At 76.1% G+C, this 24,266-nt stretch carries 1 protein-coding gene; it reads left to right on the top strand.

Annotated elements, in window-relative coordinates; genetic code table 11:
* Nucleotides 1–43: 43 nt before the first annotated feature.
* Nucleotides 44–24,229: a type I polyketide synthase gene (locus ACIGAN_RS03680; protein ID WP_399854662.1), complete on the top strand. Its 24,186-nt coding sequence runs from the start codon at nt 44–46 to the stop codon at nt 24,227–24,229.
* Nucleotides 24,230–24,266: the final 37 nt, after the last annotated feature.

Below are 24,266 nucleotides of genomic sequence, written 5' to 3'. Positions count from 1 at the left end.
CGCGGCACCACCGTCACCGAACCGAACAGCATGGGGGCAGTCCATGACGAATGAAGCGCAGCTTCGGGACTACCTCAAGCGGGTCACCGTCGATCTCCACACCACCCGCCGCAAGCTGCGGCAGCTGGAGGCCCGCGAACAGGAGCCCATCGCCATCATCGGCATGAGCTGCCGGCTGCCCGGAGACGTGCGCACCCCGGACGACTTCTGGAACCTGCTGGTCTCCGGAACCGACGCGGTGACGGACTGGCCCACCGACCGCGGCTGGCCCACCGTCCCCGGCACCGACTCCGGCCACCGCCGGGGCGGCTTCGTCCACGACGCCGACCGCTTCGACCCCGCCTTCTTCGGCATCTCCCCGCGCGAAGCCCTCGCCATGGACCCGCAACAGCGCCTGCTGCTCGAAGTGGTCTGGGAATCCCTCGAACGCGCGGGCATCGACCCCGCCGCCCTGCGCGGCAGCCGCTCCGGCGTCTTCGTCGGCTGCAGCGACCAGGGTTACACCTCCGGCCTGACCGAGGTGCCCGAGGACGTCCGCGGTCACCTCCTCACCGGCAACTCCATGTCCGTCCTCTCCGGCCGTGTCGCCTACACCCTCGGCCTGGAGGGCCCCGCCGTCACCGTCGACACCGCCTGCTCCTCCTCCCTGGTCGCCCTCCACCTGGCCGCCCAGTCACTGCGGTCCGGCGAGTGCTCCCTGGCGGTCGTCGGCGGTGTCACCGTCATGTCCAGCCCCGGCGCCTTCACCGAGTTCGCCCGGCAGGGCGGCCTCGCAGGCGACGGCCGCTGCAAGGCGTTCTCCGACGACGCCGACGGCACCGGCTGGGCCGAGGGCGCCGGCATCCTCGTCGTGGAGCGCCTCTCCGACGCCCGCCGCAACAACCACCCCGTGCTGGCGGTCGTCCGCGGCAGCGCCGTCAACCAGGACGGCGCCTCCAACGGCCTGACCGCGCCCAACGGCCTGTCCCAGCAGCGCGTCATCCTCGCCGCCCTGGCCAACGCCGGACTCCCCGCCACGGAGATCGACGCCGTGGAGGCCCACGGCACCGGCACCGCGCTCGGCGACCCGATCGAGGCGCAGGCGCTGCTGGCCACCTACGGCCAGGGCCGTCCCGCCGACCGTCCCCTGCTGCTCGGCTCGGCCAAGTCCAACCTCGGCCACACCCAGGCCGCCGCCGGCGTCGTCGGCGTCATCAAGTCCGTGCTCGCCCTGCGCCACGGCGTACTGCCCCCCACCCTGCACGCCGAGCGGCCCTCGACCCATGTCGACTGGACCGCCGGCCACGTGCGGCTCCTCACCGAGGCCCACGACTGGCCGGAGACCGACCACCCGCGCCGCGTCGGCGTCTCCGCCTTCGGCGTCTCCGGCACCAACGCCCATGTCATCGTCGAACAGGCCCCGCAGCCGACGGCCGAAGAGGCGGACGGCGCCGACCGGACCGACCGGACCGACCGGACCGACCGCGCCGACCGCGCCGATCGCACCGACCGGACTCCGCGGGCGAGCCTTCCGGTACTGCCCTGGGTCCTGTCCGCCCGCGACGAGGAGTCCCTGCGCACCCAGGCCCGCCGCCTGGCCGACCACCTCGCCACCCGGCCGGACGCCGACCCCTACGACCTGGCCGCGTCCCTCGCCACCACCCGCACCGCACACCCGTACCGTGCCGCGGTCGTGGGCGCCGACCGCTCGGAACTCCTGTCCGCGGTGGAGGCGTTGGCCCGCGGCGAAGCCGCTGCCGACGTCTTCACCGACACCGCGCAGGAAGCGGGCAAGATCGCGTTCCTGTTCTCGGGCCAGGGTGCGCAGCGTCCGGGTATGGGGCGTGAACTGTACGAGGCCTACCCGGTGTTCGCGGAGGCCTTCGACGCGGTGTGCGCGCACGTGGGTGGCGAGTTGAAGGATGTCGTCTTCGGTGACGACGCGGAGCGCCTGGCGCGTACGGAGTGGACGCAACCCGCGCTGTTCGCCGTCGAGGTGGCGTTGTTCCGGCTGCTGGAGTCCTGGGGCGTGCGCCCGGACTATGTGGGTGGCCACTCCATCGGTGAGATCGCGGCCGCTCACGTGGCCGGGGTGCTGTCCCTGGAGGACGCCTGCACGCTGGTGAGCGCTCGGGGCCGGCTGATGCAGGCGTTGCCTGAGGGCGGCGCCATGATCGCGGTGGAGGCTGCCGAGGACGAGGTGCTGCCGCTGCTAGCCGGGCGTGAGGTGTCGATGGCGGCGGTCAACGGCCCCCGTGCCGTGGTGATCGCGGGCGATGAGGCGGCTGTGTCCGAGGTCGCCGCCGAGCTGGCCGGACAGGGCCGCCGCACGACCCGTCTGCGCGTCTCCCACGCCTTCCACTCACCCCTGATGGAACCGATGCTGGCGGAGTTCCGCCAGATCGCCGAAAGCATCACCTACACCACTCCGACCCTTCCGGTCGTCTCGAACGTCACCGGACAGCTCGCGTCCGAAGGGGAGTTGACGGCCGACTACTGGGTCCGGCACGTCCGCGAGGCGGTCCGGTTCGCCGATGGTGTCGCCACTCTCGCGGCGGAAGGCGTCACCCGGTTCCTGGAGATCGGCCCGGACAGCACCCTGACGGCGCTGGCCCGTGCCTGCCTGGCCGACGACCGCGGGCTGCTCTTCCTGCCCGCGCAGCGCAAGCAGGGCACCGAAGCCCGCAACCTGATCGGTGCCTTCGCCCGGTTGCACCTGCACGGGGCGGCGGTGTCGTGGCCGGCACTGCTTCCGGGCGCCCGCGTCGTCGAGCTGCCGACCTACGGCTTCCGCCGCGACCGTTACTGGCTGGAGCGCTCGTACGCCGACGATGGCGCCGCGCTCGTTCCTTCCGGGCCACATCACCACGTCGTCTGGACCCCGGTCCAGGGGCTGCCGGAAACGGCGCGGCTGTCCGGGCGCTGGCTGCTCGCCCGTCCCGCGTCCCTCGACGGCGACGACGGATGGGACGGCGTGCTGACCACCGCGCTGCTCGACGCGGGCGCCGACGTGGTCACCGTGGACCACCACCCCCTCGACACGCGGGCCGAGCTGGCAGGCCGTATCGCCGCCGCCGTCGGGGACGGCCCGGTCACCGCGATTCTCTCCGCGCCGGCGCGCAACGGCTCGGTGGACGACGTGCCCGCGGGCGTGCCCGCCACCGCACTGCTTCTCCAGGCCCTCGGCGACGCCCATGTCGACGCTCCGCTGTGGGCGCTCACGCGGGGCGCCGTGACCGCCGACGCGAACGATCCGGCACCCGACCCCGCGCAGGCCGCCGTCTGGGGCCTCGGCCGTGTCGCCGCCCTGGAGCACCCCGACCGCTGGGGCGGGCTCGCCGACCTTCCGCCGACGCTGGACCAGCGTTCCGCGGCGCGGCTCGTCGCCCTGCTCGCCGACGGCACGACGGGCCCGTACCCGCGCGAGGACCAGGTCGCCGTCCGCGCCGCCGGAGCCTTCGCCCGCAGGCTGGCCCCCGCCGCTCCCTCCGCGGATGCGGCCTGGCAGCCGACCGGAACCGTCCTGGTGACCGGCGGCACCGGTGCGCTGGGCGCCCGAGTGGCCCGCTGGGCCGCACGACAGGGAGCCGCGCACCTCCTCCTGGTCAGCCGACGGGGTGCGAAGGCGCCCGGCGCGGAGGCCCTCGACGAGGAACTGCGCCGTCTGGGCAGCGACGTCACGTTCGCCGCCGTCGACCTGACGGACCGTGAGGCGGTCCGGGAACTGCTCGACGCGCACCCGGTGGACGCCGTGGTCCACACGGCCGGCGTCATCGACGACGGAGTGCTCGACGGCCTCGGCCCGCAGGCCTTCCGTTCCGTGTTCGCGGCCAAGACGACGGGGGCGCGGCATCTCGACGAACTGACCCGCGACCGCGACCTGTCCGCCTTCGTCCTGTTCTCCTCGTTCGCCGGCACCGTCGGCTCGGCCGGGCAGGGCAACTACGCCGCCGCCAACGCGTGGCTGGACGCCCTGGCCGAGCGGCGGCGGACCGAGGGCCTGCCCGCCACGTCCCTCGCGTGGGGGCCCTGGGCCGGCGGCGGCATGGCGGCCGACGCCGACGCCGAGGACCGCCAGGTGCGCGGCGGTGTCGGCCTGCTCGACCCCGACCGGGCCCTGGAGGCCCTCGCCCTCCACGCCACCGGGCACCACGCCGCGCCGCTGGTCGCTGACGTCGACTGGGACCGCTTCGGCGCCGCCTTCACCGCCGTCCGCCCCAGCCCGCTGCTCACCGAGGTCTACGGCCACCCGGCCGAGGCCCGTACCACCCCGGCAGCGGCCGGCCTGCGTGACCGCCTCGCCGGCCTGACCCCCGAACGGCGGCGGCACGAGCTGCTGGCCGAGGTGCGCACCCGTGCCGCGGCGGCCCTCGGCTACGCCGGGGTCGAACAGGTGGGTGCGGAGCGGGCGTTCCGCGACCTGGGCGTCGACTCGCTGATCGCGGTCGAGCTGCGCAACACCCTCGCCGCCGCGTGCGGTCTCTCGCTCCCGACGACGGTGGTCTTCGACCATCCGACACCGCAGGCCCTCGCCGGCCACCTGCACGACGAACTCTTCGGCGACACCGACACCGCCGTCACGGCCACCACTGCCGCGGCCGCTGTCACCGACGAGCCGGTGGCGATCGTCGGGATGGCCTGCCGTTTCCCGGGCGGCGTCGACTCTCCGGAGAGCCTGTGGGCCCTGCTGGAGGAAGGGCGCGACGGCATCACCGACTTCCCCGCCGACCGCGGCTGGGACCTCGACCGGCTCTTCACCGCCGATCCGGCCAACCCCTACGCCAGCCACACCGCGAGCGGAGGCTTCCTCGACGGCGTCGGCGCCTTCGACGCGGAGTTCTTCGGTATCTCGCCGCGTGAGGCGTTGGCGATGGACCCGCAGCAGCGGTTGTTGCTGGAGTCGTCGTGGGAGGCGGTGGAGCGGGCGGGGATCGACCCGAGGTCGCTGCGCGGTCGGCAGGTGGGTGTGTTCACGGGTACCAACGGGCAGGACTATCCGGCTTTGTTGGGTGTGGCGGAGGGTGACTTCGGCGGGTATGTCGGCACGGGCAACGCAGCGAGCGTGATGTCCGGTCGCCTTGCCTACGTCCTGGGCCTTGAGGGACCGGCGGTCACCGTGGACACGGCGTGTTCTTCCTCGCTCGTCGCCCTGCACATGGCGGTGCGGTCGCTGCGGTCGGGGGAGTGCGATCTGGCCCTGGCCGGTGGTGTGACGGTGATGTCGACGCCGGGTGCTTTCGTGGAGTTCAGTCGTCAGGGTGGTCTGGCGGGTGATGGCCGGTGCAAGGCGTTCGCGGAGGGTGCGGACGGTACCGGCTGGGGTGAAGGCGTCGGGGTACTGCTCGTGGAGCGGCTGTCCGATGCGCAGAAGCATGGTCACCGGGTGCTGGCGGTGGTGCGCGGTTCGGCGGTGAATCAGGACGGTGCGTCGAACGGGTTGACGGCGCCGAACGGTCCGTCGCAGCAGCGGGTGATCCGCGCGGCACTCGCGGACGCGGGCGTGTCGGCGGCGGAGGTGGACGCGGTTGAGGCGCACGGGACGGGTACGCGGTTGGGTGACCCGATCGAGGCGCAGGCGCTGCTGGCCACCTACGGACAGAACCGCGAAGTCCCCCTGTTCCTGGGGTCGGTGAAGTCGAACCTGGGTCATACGCAGGCGGCCGCCGGTGTGGCGGGTGTGATCAAGATGGTGGAGGCGCTGCGGCGTGGTGTGCTGCCGGCGACGCTGCACGTGGACGAGCCGTCCTCGCGGGTGGACTGGTCGGCGGGCGCCGTGCGACTGGTCACCGAGCGGCAGGAGTGGCCGTCGGTGGACCGGCCGCGTCGGGCGGGTGTCTCCTCGTTCGGGCTCAGCGGCACCAACGCCCACGTCATCCTCGAACAAGCCCCGCAGGAGACGGCCGCCCCGGCCGACCTCGCGGTCTTGCCCGTGATCCCCTGGGTGCTGTCCGGGCGTGGTGCCGATGCGCTGCGCGCGCAGGCCGCCCGGCTGCTCGACGCCGTACGTTCGGCCTCCGACGCCGACCCCCTGCGAATCGCCTCGGCGCTGGCCACCTCTCGTACCCCCTTCGAGGACCGCGCCATCGTGCGAGGCCGTTCCCGCGAGGAACTGCTGGCCGGTCTGGCCGAGTTGGCAGCCGGTGAACCCACTGCCCAGGTCACCGTCGGCACCGTCGCCGAGGGTCGCACGGCGTTCCTGTTCTCGGGTCAGGGTGCGCAGCGCGCGGGTATGGGGCGTGAACTGTACGAGGCGTTCCCGGTGTTCGCGGAGGCCTTCGACGCGGTGTGCGCGCACGTCGGCGTGGAGCTGAAGGACGTCGTCTTCGGTGACGACGCGGAGCGTCTGGCGCGTACGGAGTGGACGCAGCCGGCGTTGTTCGCGGTCGAGGTGGCGTTGTTCCGGCTGCTGGAGTCCTGGGGTGTGCGCCCGGACTTCGTGGGCGGGCACTCCATCGGCGAGATCGCGGCCGCTCACGTGGCCGGGGTGCTGTCCCTGGAGGATGCCTGCACGCTGGTGGCGGCCAGGGGCCGGCTGATGCAGGCCTTGCCCGAGGGCGGCGCCATGATCGCGGTGGAGGCCGCCGAGGACGAGGTGCTGCCGCTGCTGGCCGGGCGTGAGGTGTCGGTGGCGGCGGTCAACGGCCCTCGCGCCGTGGTGATCGCGGGCGACGAGGCGGCTGTGTCCGAGGTCGCCGACGAGCTGGCCGGACAGGGCCGCCGAACGACCCGTCTGCGTGTCTCCCACGCCTTCCACTCACCCCTGATGGAACCGATGCTGGCCGACTTCCGCCAGATCGCCGAAAGCATCACCTACACGAACCCCTCCCTCCCGATCGTCTCCAATGTCACCGGACAGCTCGCGGCCGAGGGGGAGTTGACGACCGCCGACTACTGGGTCCGGCACGTCCGTGAGGCCGTCCGGTTCGCCGATGGCGTCACCACCCTCGCGGCGGAGGGCGTCACCCGGTTCGTCGAGATCGGCCCCGACGCCACCCTGACCGCCCTCACAAGCACCGTCCTCGGCGACGCCACCGACCCGGTCTGCGTGGCCGCGCAGCGCAAGGACCGGTCCGAGGCGGATGCCCTGACCGCCGCACTCGCGACCCTGCACACGACGGGCGCGCGGGTGGACTGGGCCGCGGTGTTCCGTGCCGCCGAAGCCGCCGAAGCCGCCGAAGCCGCCGAAGGCGCCGGTGCCGCCGGCGCGGCCGGTGCCGCCGGCACCGTCCCGCTGCCCACCTACGCCTTCCAGCGCCGCTGGTACTGGCCCGAACCGCGCCGTGCCGACGAGCGGGCGGCCGGGACCTCGGCGTTCGCCGCGCCCGCCGAGGACGCCTTCTGGCAGGCCGTCGAGCGCGGTGACACCCGTGAACTCGCCGACGCGCTGCACCTGGACGACAGCACCCTCGGCACCGTGCTGCCGGCGCTGTCCTCCTGGCGGCGCGCCACGACGGAGCGGCTCACCGCCGACTCGTGGCGCTACCGCATCCGCTGGCAGCGCCTCGACGCCGCCGCCCAGGCCGGTCCGGACACCCGGCGGTGGCTGCTGCTCCAGACCGAGACCGGAGACGACCGTGCGCTCAGCGGCATCGAGGAGTTCCTGCCCCGGATCGAGCGCCTGGTCTGCCCCGAGGAGGCCGACCGGACCGTGCTGGCCGGGCTGCTCGCCGCGGCCGCCGAGGGTGACCCGGTCGCCGGCGTGCTCTCCTGCCTGCCCGGCGTCGGTGCGGCCCTGGCCGTCGTCCAGGCCCACGGCGACGCCGGGCTCACCGCGCCGCTGTGGCTGCTGACCAGCGGTGCCGTCGCCGTCGGCGGCGGCACGGAGGCCGTCGTCGAGCCGGGTGCCGCCGCCGTGTGGGGGCTGGGCCGTGTCGCCGCGCTGGAGCACCCCGACCGCTGGGGCGGGCTGCTCGACCTGCCCGCCCGGCCGGACCGCCGTGCCCTCGCCCGCGCCGCCGCCGTCCTGGCCGCCCGGACCGAGGACCAGGTCGCCGTCCGCGGCGGCACCGCCCACGCCCGCCGCCTCGTCCCCGCTCCGGCGCCCGCCGCCGCGACCGAGCAGTGGACCGCGCCCCCGCGTGTCCTCGTCACCGGCGGCACCGGGGCCCTCGGCTCCCGGGTCGCCCGCTGGGCCGTCGAGCACGGCGCCCGCGAACTCGTCCTCACCAGCCGCCGCGGCCCCGACGCGCCCGGTGCCGACACCCTGCGCGCCGACCTCGCCCGGCTCGGCGCGAAGGTCACCGTCGTCGCCTGCGACACGGGCGACCGCGACGCCGTCGCCCGGCTGCTGGCCGCCCACCCCGTCGACGCCGTGGTACACGCCGCCGGCGTCCTCGACGACGACGTGATCGCCGACTGCACGCCGGACCGGCTCGCCGCCGTCCTGCGCGCCAAGGCGGACGCGGCCGACCACCTCGACGCCCTCACCCGCGACAGCGACCTGTCGGCGTTCGTCGTGTTCTCCTCCATCGCCGGCGTGTGGGGCAGCGGCGGACAGGCCGCCTACGCCGCCGCCAACGCCCACCTCGACGCCCTGGTGGAACGCCGCCGCGCCCGGGGCCTGACCGGCACCGCCGTGGCCTGGGGCCCCTGGGACGGCACCGGCATGGCCGCCGACCCGCGGGCGCAGGAGACGCTGCGCCGTCGCGGACTGCGCCCGCTCGACCCGGACGCGGCACTGACCGCGCTCGGCCGCGCGCTCGCCGCCCGCGACACCGCCGTCGTCGTCGCCGACGTCGACTGGGCCCGGTTCGCGCCCGCGTTCACCACCGGCCGCCCGAGCCCCCTGCTCGCCGACCTGCCCGAGGCCGCCGCGCCGGCCACCACCGGCCCCGCCACCGCGTCCGCCACCACCGCGGGCGGCGCACTGCGCGACCGGCTCGACCCGCTGCCCGCCGAGGAGCGCGACGCCGTCCTGCTGGAGCTGGTGCGCCGTCGCGCCGCCGTCGCGCTCGGCCACGCCGACCCGGCCGCCGTCGCCGAGGGCCGCGCCTTCCGCGACATGGGCTTCGACTCGCTCACCGCCGTCGAACTGCGCAACGACCTCACCGCCGAGACCGGCGTCGCCCTGCCCACCACCCTCGTCTTCGACCACCCCACCCCGGCCGCCGTCGCCGCCCACCTGCGCGAGCGGCTGTACGGGACGGGCGAACAGCGGTCGGAGACGGCCGTGGTGACCACCGGCACCGACCCGGTCGTCATCGTCGGCATGGGCTGCCGGCTGCCCGGCGGCGTCGACAGCCCCGACCGGCTGTGGGAGCTGCTGGCGAGCGGCGGTGACGCCGTCGGCGGGTTCCCCCAGGACCGGGGCTGGGACCTCACAGCCCTGCTGGAGGCCAGCGACACCCGCTCCGGCGGCTTCCTCACCGACGCCTCCGCCTTCGACGCCGCTTTCTTCGGCATCAGCCCCCGCGAGGCCCAGGCCCTGGACCCGCAGCAGCGGCTCTTCCTGGAGACCTCCTGGGAGGCGCTGGAGCGCTCCGGTGTCGCCCCCACCTCGCTGAAGGGCTCCCGCACCGGCGTCTTCGTCGGCGCCGGCAGCTCCGGCTACGCCACCGGCCTCACCGAGGTCCCCGAAGGACTCGGCGGGCACCTGCTCACCGGCCAGGCCGGCAGCGTGGTCTCCGGCCGCGTCGCCTACACCCTCGGCCTGGAGGGCCCGGCCGTCACCGTCGACACGGCCTGCTCCTCCTCGCTGGTCGCCCTGCACCTCGCCGTGCAGTCGCTGCGCTCCGGCGAGTGCGACCTCGCCCTGGCCGGCGGCGTCACCGTCATGGCCGACCCGGGCGCGTTCGTCGAGTTCAGCCTCCAGGGCGGTCTCGCCCCCGACGGCCGCTGCAAGGCGTTCTCCGACGACGCCGACGGCACCGGCTGGGCCGAGGGCGTCGGCGTCCTCGTCGTCGAACGGCTCTCCGACGCACGCCGCAACGGCCACCCGGTCCTCGCCGTCGTCGAGGGCACCGCCGTCAACCAGGACGGCGCGTCCAACGGCCTGACCGCCCCCAACGGCCCCTCCCAGCAGCGCGTCATCCGCCAGGCCCTCGCCTCGGCCGGACTCTCCCCGACCGACGTGGACGCCGTGGAGGCGCACGGCACCGGCACCACCCTCGGCGACCCCATCGAGGCGCAGGCCCTGCTGGCCGCCTACGGCCAGGACCGGCCCGCCGACCGCCCGCTGTGGCTGGGCTCCGCCAAGTCCAACCTCGGCCACACCCAGGCCGCCGCCGGAGCCGTCGGCCTCATCAAGATGGTCCTCGCGCTGCGCGAGAACACCCTCCCGCGCACCCTGCACGCCGAGCGCCCCTCCTCGCGCGTCGACTGGAGCACCGGAAACGTCCGGCTGCTGGGCGAGCCCGTCGCCTGGCCCGCCGGCGACCGCCCCCGGCGCGCCGGTGTCTCCGCCTTCGGCGTCTCCGGCACCAACGCGCACGTCATCGTCGCCGAACCGCCCGCCGGGCCCGCCCCCGCGGCCCACCCCGCCGAGCGCGCCGAGCGCGCCGTGGCGTGGGCGCTGTCCGCGGGCGGCCCGGCCGCGCTGCGCGACCAGGCCGCCCGGCTCCTCACCCACCTTCAGGACCGCCCCGGGGCGCACCCGGCGGACGTGGCCCACGCCCTGGCGTTCACCCGCGCCTCCCTGGAGCACCGCGCCGTCGTCACCGGCACCGGCCGCGACGCCCTGCTGACCGGCCTCGCCGCGCTCGCCGAGGGCCGCAGCGCACCCGGCGTCGTCACCGGCGACACCCTCACCACCCAGGGCGGCACGGCCTTCCTCTTCGCCGGGCAGGGCACCCAGCGCCCCGGCATGGGCCGCGCCCTGTACGACGCCTTCCCGGCCTACGCCGACGCGTTCGACACCGTGTGCGGGCACTTCGACGGGCTGCTGCCGCGACCGCTCGCCGAGGTCATGGCGGACGCCGACGCCGGCACACTGAACCGCACCGAGTACGCCCAGCCGGCCCTGTTCGCCGTCGAGGTCGCCCTCCACCGGCTGCTGGAGTCCCTCGGGGTGCACCCCTCCCACCTCATCGGCCACTCCGTCGGCGAACTGACCGCCGCCCACGTGGCCGGGGTGTTCTCCCTGCCCGACGCCTGCCGCCTGGTCGCCGCCCGCGGCCGGCTGATGCAGGCCCTGCCCGAGGGCGGCGCCATGATCGCCGTGGAGGCCGCCGAGGAGGAGGTGCTGCCGCTGCTCGCCGGCCGCGAGGACACCCTGTCGCTCGCCGCCGTCAACGGTCCCCGCTCGGTCGTCGTCGCCGGGGACGAGGACGCGGCCGACGCCGTCGCCGCGCACTTCGCCGCGCTGGGCCGCAGGACGAGCAGGCTCCGCGTCAGCCACGCCTTCCACTCGCCGCACATGGAGGCGATGCTCGACGAGTTCCGGGCGGTCGCCGCCGGCGTCGCGTACGCCGAACCGCGCATCCCGGTCGTCTCCGACCTCACCGGCCGGCCCGCCGCCCCCGGCGAACTCACCGACCCCGAGTACTGGGTACGGCACGTCCGGCACACCGTGCGCTTCGCCGACGGGGTCGCCGCCCTCGAGGAGCTGGGCACCACCCGGCTCGTCGAACTCGGGCCCGACGCCACCCTGACCGCCCTCGCCCAGACCGCCTGGCGGGGCAGCGCCCCGCTCGCCGTGCCCACGCTGCGCGAGGACAGGGACGAGACCGAGACCCTGCTGACGGCCGTCGGCGCCCTGCACACCCGCGGCGTCCCGGTCGACTGGCGCGCCCTGCTCGCCGTCACCGCCCCCGGCTCCCGCCCGGTGGAACTGCCCACCTACGCCTTCCAGCACCGCCCCTACTGGATCGCGCCCACCACGGCGTCCGGCGACCCGGCCGCCGCCGGACTCGTCGCCGCCGACCACCCCCTGCTCGGCGCGGTCGTCCCGTCCGCGGTCGACGACACCCTGCTGCTGACCGGCCGGCTGACCGCCGACGGCAACGGCTGGCTCGCCGCGCACCGGCTCGGCGGGACCGCCGTCCTGCCGAGCACCGCCTTCCTCGACCTCGCTCTGCACGCCGGTGCCGTCGCGGGCCGTCCGCAGGTCCGCGAACTGGTCCTGGAGAGTCCGCTGCCGCTGCCCGAGCACGGCGGCGTCGCCCTGCAGATCCGCGTCGAGGCCCCCGACGCCCGCGGCGACCGCCCCTTCGGCGTGTACGCCCGCGCCGCCGCCGGCCCCACCGCGGGCTGGACCCGGCACGCGGGCGGCATCCTCACCGCCGACACCGACGCCCTGTCCCTTCCCGTCCACGACCTCACCGCCTGGCCGCCGCCCGGCGCGCGGGAACTGCCCACCGACGGCCTGTACCCGCGGCTGCGCGAGGCCGGTCTGGACTACGGGCCCGTCTTCCAGGGCCTGCTGGCCGCATGGCGGGACGACACGGCCGTGTACGCGGAGGTCGCCCTGCCCGCCCGGGCCGCCGACGAGGCCGCCCGCCACGACCTGCACCCGGCCCTCCTGGACGCCGCCCTGCACCCGCTGGGCCTCGGCGCCTTCGACGGTCTCGGCGACGGACGCGTGCTGTTCTCCGCCGGACCGGCCCGCCTCCACGCCACCGGCGCCACCACCCTGCGGGTCCGGCTCGACCGCACCGGCCCCGACACCCTCGCCCTCACCGCGGCCGACGCGGTCGGCGACCCCGTCCTGCAGATCGGCTCGCTGCTGCTGCGCCCGGCACCCGGCGTCACGCCCACCGGCACCACGGCTCCCACGGCCACGACGCGGGAACCGGCCCCGGCGGCCGAACCGGCCCGCCGCCGCGCCGCCGCCCGCAACCAGCCCGCCGGCAGCCCGCTGGAACGGCTGGCCGCCAGGCCCGCCGCCGAACGCGCCCGCACCCTGCTCGCCACCGTCCGCGACCGCACCGCCGCCGTCCTCGGCCACGCCGGCGCCGACGACATCGAACCCGCCCGGCCCTTCACCGACCTCGGCCTGACCTCGCTCACCGCCGTGGAGCTGCGCAACGGCCTCAGCGCCGCGCTCGGCGTCACCCTGCCCGCCACCCTCGTCTTCGACCACCCCACCCCCGCCGCGCTCGCCGCGCACCTCGCCGACGACCTGTTCGCCACCGCGAGCGCGGACACCCCCGCGGTCGCGGCCCGGCGCCCCGTCGACGACGACCCGATCGCCGTCGTCGGCATGGCCTGCCGCTACCCCGGCGGCGTCAACAGCCCCGAGGACCTGTGGGACCTGGTGCGCGCCGGAGCGGACGGCATCTCGCCGCTGCCCACCGACCGCGACTGGAACCCCGAGCGGCTCTACCACCCCGACCCCGACCACCCCGGCACCGTCTACACCCGCGAGGGCGGCTTCCTGCACGACGCCAGCAGCTTCGACCCGGCGTTCTTCGGCATCTCCCCGCGCGAGGCCCTCGCCATGGACCCGCAGCAGCGCCTGCTCCTCGAGGTCTCCTGGGAGGCCCTGGAGCGGGCCGGCGTCGACCCGGCCGGTGCCCGCGGCTCCGACACCGGCGTCTTCGCCGGCGTCACCTACCAGGACTACGTCACGATCCTCGCCGCCTCCGACGACAACTTCGAGGGCTACGTCGGCACCGGCAACTCGCCCAGCGTCCTGTCGGGCCGCGTCTCCTACGCCCTCGGCCTGGAGGGCCCGGCCGTCTCCGTCGACACCGCCTGCTCCTCCTCCCTGGTGGCCCTGCACCTCGCCGCGCAGTCCCTGCGCCAGGGCGAGTGCTCCCTCGCCCTGGCCGGCGGTGTCACCGTGATGTCGACGCCGGGCTCCCTCATCGAGTTCAGCCGCCAGCGCGCCCTCGCCGAGGACGGCCGCTGCAAGCCCTTCTCCGCGGACGCCGACGGCGCCAGCTGGGCCGAGGGCGTCGGCATGGTCGTCCTCGAACGGCTCTCCGACGCCCGGCGCAACGGCCACCGGGTCCTCGCCCTCATCCGCGGCAGCGCCCTCAACCAGGACGGCGCCTCCAACGGCCTGACCGCCCCCAACGGCCCCTCCCAGCAGCGCGTCATCCGCCAGGCCCTCGCCGCCGCCGGACTGACCCCGCAGGACGTCGACGCCGTCGAGGCGCACGGCACCGGCACCACCCTCGGCGACCCCATCGAGGCGCAGGCCCTCATCGCCGCCTACGGCCAGGGCCGCGCCGAGGACCGGCCGCTGTGGCTCGGCTCGCTGAAGTCCAACATCGGCCACAGCCAGGCCGCCGCCGGCGTCGGAGGCGTCATCAAGATGGTGGCGGCGCTGCGCGAGGGCGTCCTGCCCCGCACCCTGCACGCCGAGAACCCCACCCCGCACGTCGACTGGAGCGCCGGCCGCGTCGAACTCCTCACCGAGGAACGGCCCTGGCCCGACACCGGCCGCCCCCGCCGCGCCGGCGTGTCCTCGTTCGGCATGAGCGGCACCAACGCCCACGTCATCGTCGAGCAGGCCCCCGACGACACGACCGTACGGCCGCCCGCCACGACCGGACTGCCCGCCGTACCCGTCCTGCTGTCCGCCCGCACCCCCGCCGCGCTGCGCGCCCAGGCCGCCCGGCTCCGCACCCACCTGCGCACCCGGCCCGGCACCCCGCTCACCGACGTCGCCTACACCCTCGCCGTGGGCCGCGCCGCCTTCACCCACCGGGCCGCCGTCCTCGCCGACGACGCCGCCGACCTCGACGAGACGCTCGCCGCGCTGGCGGCCGGCGGCCCGCTCACCGGGCCCGCCCTGCTCGCCGACGCCGTGCCGGGCGGCGCCGAACCCGTCCTCGTCTTCCCCGGCCAGGGCGCCCAGTGGGCCGGTATGGGCCGCGAACTCCTCGCCGAGTCACCGGAGTTCGCCCAGTGGATCGACCGCTGCGAGCAGGCCCTCGCCCCCTACGTCGACTGGTCGCTGAGCGCCGTGCTGCGCGGCGACGAGGGCGCCGCCGACCTCGGCCGCGTCGACGTCGTCCAGCCCGCCCTGTGGGCCGTGATGGTCTCCACCGCCGCCCTGTGGCGGGCCCACGGGATCCGCCCCGCCGCCGTGGTCGGCCACTCCCAGGGCGAGATCGCCGCCGCCTGCGCGGCCGGCGCGCTGTCCCTGGAGGACGGCGCCCGCGTCGTCGCCCTGCGCAGCCGCGCCCTCACCCGCATCGCCGGCACCGGCGGCATGATGTCCGTGCCGCTGAGCGCCGACGACACCCGCGCCCGCATGGCCCCCTGGGAGGGCCGCCTCGCCCTCGCCGCCGTCAACGGCCCGTCGTCCTCCGTCGTCTCCGGCGAGGCGGGCGCGCTGGAGGAGATGCACGCCGCGCTCGTCGCGGACGGCGTGCGCGCCCGCAAGGTCAACGTCGACTACGGCTCCCACTCCCCGCAGGTCGAGGAGATCGAGGACGCCGTCCGGGACGCCCTGGCCGGCATCGAGCCGCGCGAGAGCGACATCCCCTTCCGCTCCTCCCTGACCGGCGACTGGCTGGACACCACCGCCCTGGACGCCGGCTACTGGTACACCAACCTGCGGGAGACCGTCCGCTTCGAGGACGCCGTACGCGGTCTGATCGCCGCCGGCCACCGCACCTTCATCGAGGTCGGCCCGCACCCGGTGCTCGCCGTCGGACTGCGCGACAGCCTCGACGCGGCCGGCGTCGACGGCGCCGTCCTCGGCTCGCTCCGCCGGGACCAGGGCGGCCTGCGCCAGTGGCTCACCGCGCTCACCGAAGCCCACCTGCACGGCGTGGACGTCGACTTCCAGACCGTGTTCGCCGGCACCGGCGCCGTCCGCACCGACCTGCCCACCTACCCCTTCGAGCACCGCCGCTACTGGCCCGCCGTACGCGGGACCGCCCCGGCCGACACCGCCGGCGGTTCCCCGGCCGCCGACTCCGTCGAGGCCCGCTTCTGGGAGACCGTCGAACAGGAGGACCTGCGCGGCCTCACCGAGACCCTCGACCTCCCCGCCGACGCCCCGCTGAGCAGTCTCCTGCCCGCCCTGTCCCACTGGCGGCGCGCCGGCCGCGAACGCGCCACCGCCGACGCCCTGCGCTACGCCGTCTCCTTCAGCCCCCTCACCCTGGGCGCCGCCGCCCTCACCGGCACCTGGCTGCTCCTCGCCCCCGCCGCCGAGGCCGGACAGGACGCCACCGCCGACCACGTCGCCGACGCCCTCACCGCGGGCGGCGCCCGCACCGTCCGCCGGATCGCCCTGCCCGACGGCGCACCCGACCGCGCCGCGATCGCCGCCCTGCTCACGGCCGGCGACGAGGACACCGACCGGCCCGCCGGAGTGCTGTCCCTGCTCGCCCTCGACACCCGCGACCACCCCGGCCTCCCGGGCCTCACCGTCGGTCTCGCCACGACCCTCGCCCTCGTGCAGGCCCTCGGCGACCTCGGTGCCGACGCACCCCTGTGGTGCGCCACCCGCGGCGCGGTCGCGGTCGGCTCCGCCGACCCCGCCCCCGTACCCGCCCAGGCCCTGATCTGGGGCTTCGGCCGGGTCGCCGCACTGGAACACGCCGACCGCTGGGGCGGCCTGATCGACCTGCCCGCCGACCTCGACGCCCGCACCGGCACCCGGCTGGCCGCCCTCCTCGCCGACCCCGGCCAGGAGGACCAGATCGCGCTGCGCGCGGCCGGCGCCTTCGGCCGCCGCCTGGTGCACGCCCCCGGCACCGCCGAGCCGGCCGAGCCCTGGAAGCCCGGCGGCACCGTCCTGGTCACCGGCGGCACCGGCGCCCTCGGCCGGCACGTCGCCCGCTGGCTCGCCGACCGCGGCGCCACCCGCCTGGTGCTGGCCGGCCGCCGCGGCGCCGACGCCCCCGGAGCCGGCGAACTGCGCGACGAACTCGCCGCCCGCGGCGTCGACGTCACCCTCGCCGCCTGCGACGCCGCCGACCGCACCGCCCTCGCCGACCTGCTCGCCGGCCTCCCGGCCGACCAGCCGCTCGACGCCGTCTTCCACGCCGCGGGCGTCCTCGACGACGGCGTGATCGACTCCCTCACCCCCGAGCGCATGGCGGGCGTCCTGCACGGCAAGGCCACCGCCGCCCGCGTCCTGCACGACCTCACCCGCGACCTGGACCTGTCCGCCTTCGTCCTGTTCTCCTCCACCGCCGGCGTCCTCGGCGGCGCCGGCCTCGGCAACTACGCCCCGGGCAACGCCTACCTCGACGCCCTCGCCGCCGAGCGCCGCGCCGCGGGCCTGCCCGCCACCGCCGTCTCCTGGGGGCTGTGGGCCGACGGCGGCATGGTCGGCGACGCGGCGGGCGAGCGCATGCGCCGCCACGGCGTCCACCCCATGGACACCGGCACCGCCTGCCAGGCCCTCGGCCGGGCCCTCGACCTCGGCGACACCCACGTCGTCGTGACCGACCTGCGCTGGGACACCTACGCGCCGTCCTTCACCGCGCCCCGGCCCAGCCACCTGCTGGACGAACTGCCCGCCGCCCGCCGGGCCCTGGACGCCGCCGGAGACGACACGGCGTCCGGCACCGCCGACATCTCCTCGCTGCACGCCCACCTCGGCGCCCTGCCCGAGTACGAGCGGGCGGACGCCGTCCTGGGCATCGTGCGCAGCCACGTCGCCGGCGTCCTCGGCCACCCCTCCGCCGACGCGGTCGACCCCGCCCGGCCCTTCACCGACCTGGGCATCGACTCGCTCAGCGCGGTCGAACTGCGCAACGGCATGAACCGCATCACCGGCCTGCGCCTGCCCAGCACGCTCGTCTTCGACCACCCCACCTGCCGGGACCTGGCCGACTTCCTGCTCGCGCAGGTCGCCGCGGACACCGGCACCGGTGACACCCCCGCCCCGGCCGCGGCCGACGCCGTCCACCGCGCACCCGCCGCGGAGGACCCCATCGCCATCGTGGCCATGGGCTGCCGTTTCCCCGGCGGCGTGCACACCCCCGAGCAGCTGTGGGACATGCTGCTGGCCGGCGAGGAGGGCCTGGTGCCCTTCCCCGAGGACCGCGGCTGGGACCTCGGCGTCCTCTTCGACACGGAGCCCGGCAAGACGGGCACCGTCGCCACCCGCACCGGCGGCTTTCTCGCCGACGCCGGCGCTTTCGACCCGGCCTTCTTCAACATCTCGCCCCGTGAGGCCCTCGCCATGGACCCGCAGCAGCGGCTGCTGCTGGAGATGGCGTGGGAGACGTTCGAGCGGGCCGGGATCGACCCGCGCGCGCTGCGCGGCAGCCGCACCGGTGTCTTCGCCGGCACCAACGGCCAGGACTACACCGGCATGCTCGCCGCGTCCGGCGAGGACTTCGAGGGCTACATGCTGACCGGCAACGCCGCCAGTGTCGTCTCCGGCCGGCTGTCGTACACCTTCGGCCTGGAAGGCCCGGCGGTCACCGTCGACACCGCCTGCTCCGCGTCCCTCGTCGCCCTGCACCTGGCCGTGCAGTCGCTGCGCGCGGGGGAGTGCGACCTCGCCCTCGCGGGCGGCATCACCGTCATGGCCTCACCGGGCCTGTTCGTCGACTTCAGCCGTCAGCAGGGGCTGGCGGCTGACGGGCGGTGCAAGGCCTTCGCGGACGCGGCGGACGGGACCGGGTTCTCCGAGGGCGGCGGTCTGCTGCTGGTGGAGCGGCTGTCGGACGCGCGCCGGCTGGGGCATCGCGTACTGGCGGTGGTGAAGGGCAGCGCGGTCAACCAGGACGGCGCGTCCAACGGTCTGAGCGCGCCGAACGGCCCCTCTCAGCAGCGGGTGATCCGGGCCGCGCTCGCGGACGCCGGGCTGTCGGCGGCCGAGGTGGACGCGGTGGAGGCGCACGGCACGGGCACGCGGCTGGGTGACCCGATCGAGGCGCAGGCCCTGCTGGCCACCTACGGGCAGGAGCATGACGCGGAGCGTCCGCTGTACCTGGGTTCGGTGAAGTCGAATGTGGGTCACACGCAGGCGGGTGCCGGTGTGGCGGGTGTGATGAAGATGGTGCTGGCGATGGAGCACGGTGTGCTGCCGGCGACGCTGCACGTGGACGCGCCGTCCTCGCACGTGGACTGGGAGCAGGGTGCGGTCGAGCTGCTGACCGAGGCGCGGGAGTGGACCGTGCCGGGGGACCGGCCGCGGCGTGCGGGTGTGTCGTCGTTCGGGATCAGCGGCACCAACGCGCACGTCGTCCTCGAAGCCGCCCCCCAACAGCCCGCCCCGCAACAGCCCGACACGGAGACGCCCGAAGTCCCCGCCGCCGCCCACGGCACCCTGCCCTGGGTCCTCAGCGCCCGCAGCCGCGACGCGCTGCGCGCCCAGGCCGCCCAGCTCCTCGCCCACGCCGGGCGGAACCCCGGCCACACCGCGGCCGACCTCGGCCTGTCCCTGACCGCGACCCGCACCGTCTTCGAACACCGGGCCGTCGTGCTCGGCGCCGACCGCGCCGCCCTCACCGACGGACTGCGGCTCCTCGCCGACGGCGAGACGGGACCGCACACCGTCACGGGCACCCACCGAGGCGAAGGCAAGACCGCCTTCCTCTTCTCCGGACAGGGCTCCCAGCGCCCCGGCATGGGCCGCGGCCTGTACGACGCCTTCCCGGCGTTCGCCGACGCCTTCGACGCCGTCTGCGTCCACCTCGGTGACGACCTGCGCGCCGTCGTCCTCGGCGACGACGCCGAGCGGATCAACCAGACCCGGTGGACCCAGCCCGCCCTCTTCGCCGTCGAGGTCGCGCTCTACCGCCTCCTCGAATCCTGGGGCGTGCGGCCGGACTTCGTCGCGGGCCACTCCATCGGCGAGATCGCCGCCGCCCACGTGGCCGGCGTCATGTCCCTCCCGGACGCCTGCGCCCTGGTCGCCGCACGCGGCCGGCTGATGCAGGAACTCCCCGAGGGCGGCGCGATGTTCGCCGTCGAGGCGGCCGAGGACGAGGTGCTGCCGCTGCTCGCCGGCCGCGCCGACGCGGGCATCGCCGCCGTCAACGGGCCGCGCTCCGTGGTCGTCTCGGGCGCCGAGGCCGCGGTCGCCGAGGTGGCCGCCGAACTCGCCGCGGGCGGCCGCCGCACCACCCGGCTGCGCGTCAGCCACGCCTTCCACTCGCCGCTGATGGACCCCATGCTCGACGCCTTCCGCGAGGTCGCCGCCGGCATCGCCTACGCCCCGCCCCGCATGGCCGTGATCTCCAACGTCACCGGGCGGGCCGCCGCCCCCGGCGAACTGCAGGACCCCGAGTACTGGGTCCGCCACGTCCGCGAGGCGGTCCGCTTCCACGACGGTGTCGCCTGGCTCGCCGCGCACGGAGCCGACCGGTTCTGGGAGATCGGCCCCGACGGCACCCTGACCGCCCTCGCCCAGGACTGCCTCGCCGAGGACACCGGCGACCGCCTGTTCGTCCCGTCGCTGCGCAAGGACCGCGACGAGGCCGACGCCCTGCTCGACGCCCTCGCCCGCGCCTTCGCCAAGGGCGTGGACGTCGACTGGCCCCGCCTCTTCGACGGCACCGGCGCCCGCGTCGTGCAGCTGCCCACCTACCCCTTCCAGCGCCGCCGGTTCTGGCCGCGACCGCCCGCCCTGCTCGGCGACGTCACCGCCGCCGGCCTCGGCACCAGCAGCCACCCGCTGCTGGGCGCGGCCGTCGCCCTCGCGGACGGCGACACCCACCTCCTCACCGGACGCCTGTCCCTGCACTCCAGCCCCTGGCTGAAGGAGCACGCCCTCACCAGCACCGCCCTGTTCCCGGCCACCGGCTTCCTCGACCTCGCCCTGCACGCCGGGGCGCAAACCGGCTGCGAGCACGTCGCCGAGCTGACCATCCTGACCCCGCTCACCCTTCCCGCGCACGGCGGAGTCCAGGTGCAGGTCCGCGTCGAGGCGCCCGACGCCGGCGGCGCCCGGGCGCTGACCGTGCACGGCCGCCCGGACGACGCCCACCCCGACGACCCGTGGACGCTGCACGTCAGCGGCCTGCTCACCGCCGAACCGGCCGCCGGCGCCTCCTCGGCGTACGACTTCACCGCCTGGCCGCCCCGGGACGGCGAGGAGGTGCCGCTGGACGGCTTCTACGAGGCGTTCGCCGACCGCGGCCACCTCTACGGCCCGCTCTTCCAGGGGCTGACCCGGGTGTGGACGCGCGGCGAGGAGGTCTTCGCCGAGGTCCGCCTGCCCGCCGACGCCGACCCCGCCGCCGGAGCGTTCGAGCTGCATCCGGCGCTGCTCGACGCCGCCCTGCACGCCGTGATGTTCGTGCCGATGGAGGACGCCGGACGGCTCCCGTTCTCCTGGAACGACGTGCGGCTGGACGCCGTCGGCGCCTCCGCCCTGCGGGTGCGCATGGTCCAGCGGGGCCCGGAGGCCGTCGCCCTCGAACTCGCCGACCCGGCCGGCCGGCCCGTCGCCTCCGTCGGCTCGCTCACCCTGCGCGAACTCACCGGCGACCTCGACGGCGCCACCGTCGGCAGCCCCGGCCGGCAGGGCCTGTACGAAGTGGACTGGCAGCCGGTGCCCCCCTCCGGCGCGCCGGTCCCGGCGGACTGGGCGGTCATCGGGTCCGCGGAGGCCCGCGACCTGGCCGCGGCCCTGCGCGAGGCCGGGCACACCGCCACCGTCGTCCCCGGCCCGGACGCCCTCGCCGACGCCGCCGTACCGGACACTGTGCTGTACGCCGTGCCGGCCGCCGGCCGGACCGCCGACGGCGACCCGGCGCGCCGGGCACGGGACCTCACCGCCGAGGTGCTGGCGTTCCTCCGGCGGTGGCTGGACGACCCGGCGTTCGCCGCGGCGCGCCTCGCCGTCGTCACCCGCGGCGCCGTGCCCACCGGGCCCAGGCCCGCGGACCCGGCCCAGGCCGCCGTCTGGGGCCTGGTCCGCTCCGCCCGCACGGAGAACCCCGGGCGCCTGGTCCTCGTCGACACCGACGGCACCACCGCCTCCGCCGCGGCGCTGCCCGGCGCGCTCGGCGACACCGCGTTCGAACTGGCCGTGCGCGACGGCTCCGTGACCGCGCCCAGGGTGGTGCCGCTGGCCGCCGACCGGGCCCTCGTCCCGCCGCCCGGCACCGAGGCGTGGCGGCTAGGCGTCGAGCGCAAGGGCACCCTGGAGGGCCTGCGGCTCATCCCCTGCCCGGAGGTCACCGCCCCGCTCGGCCCGCGCGAGATACGCATCTCGTTGCGCGCCTGCGGCGTCAACTTCCGCGACGTCCTCACCGCGCTCGGCATGTACCCGGGCGACGCCACCGCCATCGGTCTGGAGGGCGCCGGCGTGGTCACCGAGACCGGCGCCGACGTGACCTCCGTCGCCCCCGGCGACCGCGTGATGGGCATGTTCGCGGGCGCCTTCGGACCGGTCGCCGTCGCCGACGAGCGCATGGTCGCGCCCATCCCGAAGGGCTGGAGCTTCGCGCAGGCCGCCACCGTCCCGATCGTCTACCTCACCGCCTACTACGCCCTCGTCGACCTCGCCGCCCTGAAACCCGGCGAGAGCGTCCTCGTGCACGCCGCGGCCGGCGGTGTCGGCTCCGCCGCCGTCCAGCTCGCCCGCCACCTCGGCGCCGAGGTCTACGGCACCGCGTCCCCGGCCAAGTGGGACGCGCTGCGCGCCGCCGGCCTCGACGACCGCCACCTCGCCTCCTCCCGCGACCTCGGCTTCGAGGAGCGGCTGCGCACCGCCACCGGGGGCCGCGGCGTCGACGTGGTCCTCGACTCCCTGGCCGGGGAGTTCGTGGACGCCTCCCTGCGGCTGCTGCCGCGCGGCGGACGCTTCCTGGAGATGGGCAAGACCGACGTCCGCGACCCGGCCGCGGTCGCCGCCGACCACCCCGGCGTCCGCTACCGCGCCTTCGACCTGGTCGAGGCCGGACCCGACCGGATCGGCGAGATCCTGCACGAGCTGGCGGACCTGTTCGACCGGGGGGTGATCGAGCCGCTGCCGATGACCGTGTGGGACGTGCGCCGCGCCCCCGAGGCGTTCCGGTACCTCAGCCAGGCCAAGCACGTCGGCAAGGTCGTCCTCACCGTGCCGGCCGCCCCCGACCCCGAGGGCACCGTGCTGATCACCGGCGGCCTCGGCGGGCTGGGCCGCGCCACCGCCCGGCACCTGGTCGCCGAGCACGGTGTCAAGCACCTGCTGCTCGCCGGCCGGCGCGGCCCGGACACCCCCGGCGCGGCCGACCTGCGCGCCGAACTCGCCGCCCTGGGCGCCGAGGTGACCGTCGCCGCCTGTGACGTCGCCGACCGCACCGCGCTCGCCCAGCTCCTCGCGGGCATCCCCGCCGACCGGCCGCTGACCGCCGTCGTGCACACCGCGGGCGTCCTCGCCGACGGCGTCCTCACCTCCATGACGCCCGCCCGGCTCGCGGAGGCGCTGCGGCCCAAGGCCGACGCCGTCGTCGCCCTGCACGAGCTGACCCGCGACCTGGACCTGGCCCGGTTCGTGGTCTTCTCCTCCGTCGCCGGCACCTTCGGCGGCGCCGGACAGGCCAACTACTCCGCCGCCAACGCCTTCCTGGACGCCTTCGCCCACCACCGGCGCGCCCTCGGCCTGCCGGCCGTCTCCCTCGCCTGGGGCACCTGGCTGCCGGACGCGGGCATGACCGGCGACCTCACCGACGCCGACCGCGAACGGCACGCCCGCACCGGCATGGTGCCGCTCGGCCCCGAGCGCGGCATGCGCCTGCTGGACGCCGCGTCGGCCTCCGACCGGGCCGCCCTGCTGCCCATGGACCTCGACGCCGCCGCCCTGCGCGAGCACCACGACGTCCTGCCGGTCCTGCTGCGCGGCCTGGTCCGCACCCCCGTCCGCCGTCGCGCCGACGCCGCCCCGGCGGCGGCCGGAGCCGCCACGGCCACCGAGGCGACCCTGGCCGAACGGCTGGCACCGCTGTCCGCCGCGGACCGCGAGCAACTGCTCCTCGACGTGGTGGCCGAACAGGCCGCCGCCGTCCTCGGACACGGCTCGGCCGACGCGATGGAACCCGACCAGACCTTCAAGGAGCTCGGCTTCGACTCCCTCACCGCGGTCGAACTGCGCAACCGGCTCGGCGCGGTCACCGGACTGCGGCTGCCCGCCACCCTGGTCTTCGACTACCCGACGCCGCTCGCCCAGGCCCGGCACCTGCTGGACGCCCTCGACCTGCCCGAGCCGCCCGGCACCGCACAGGCCCTGCTCGGCGAAGTGGACCGCCTGGAGAGCGCCCTGCGCGACGCGGCCGTGGACGGCGAGGACCGCGAGCGGGTCACCGCCCGGCTGCGGGAACTGCTCTCCCGCTGGCAGGGCGAACCGGTCCCCGCGGCCGGCGCCCCCGTCCCGGTGGAGGACGACGAGGAGCTGGCCGGGGTCGAGACGCCGGGCGACCTCTTCGACCTGATCGACCGCGAGCTGGGAGACGCATGAGCACCCCGCCGCCCTCCCGACCGCACCCGACGCCCCG

This window comes from Streptomyces sp. NPDC085931, from assembly GCF_044540565.1.
In the GTDB taxonomy this organism is placed as follows: domain Bacteria; phylum Actinomycetota; class Actinomycetes; order Streptomycetales; family Streptomycetaceae; genus Streptomyces.
This window is presented reverse-complemented; position numbering and strand designations above follow the sequence as displayed.

Excerpts from the sequence above, each read along its gene's own strand:
- ACIGAN_RS03680 (WP_399854662.1), top strand. The coding sequence starts at position 44 with ATGACGAATGAAGCGCAGCTTCGGGACTACCTCAAGCGGGTCACCGTC.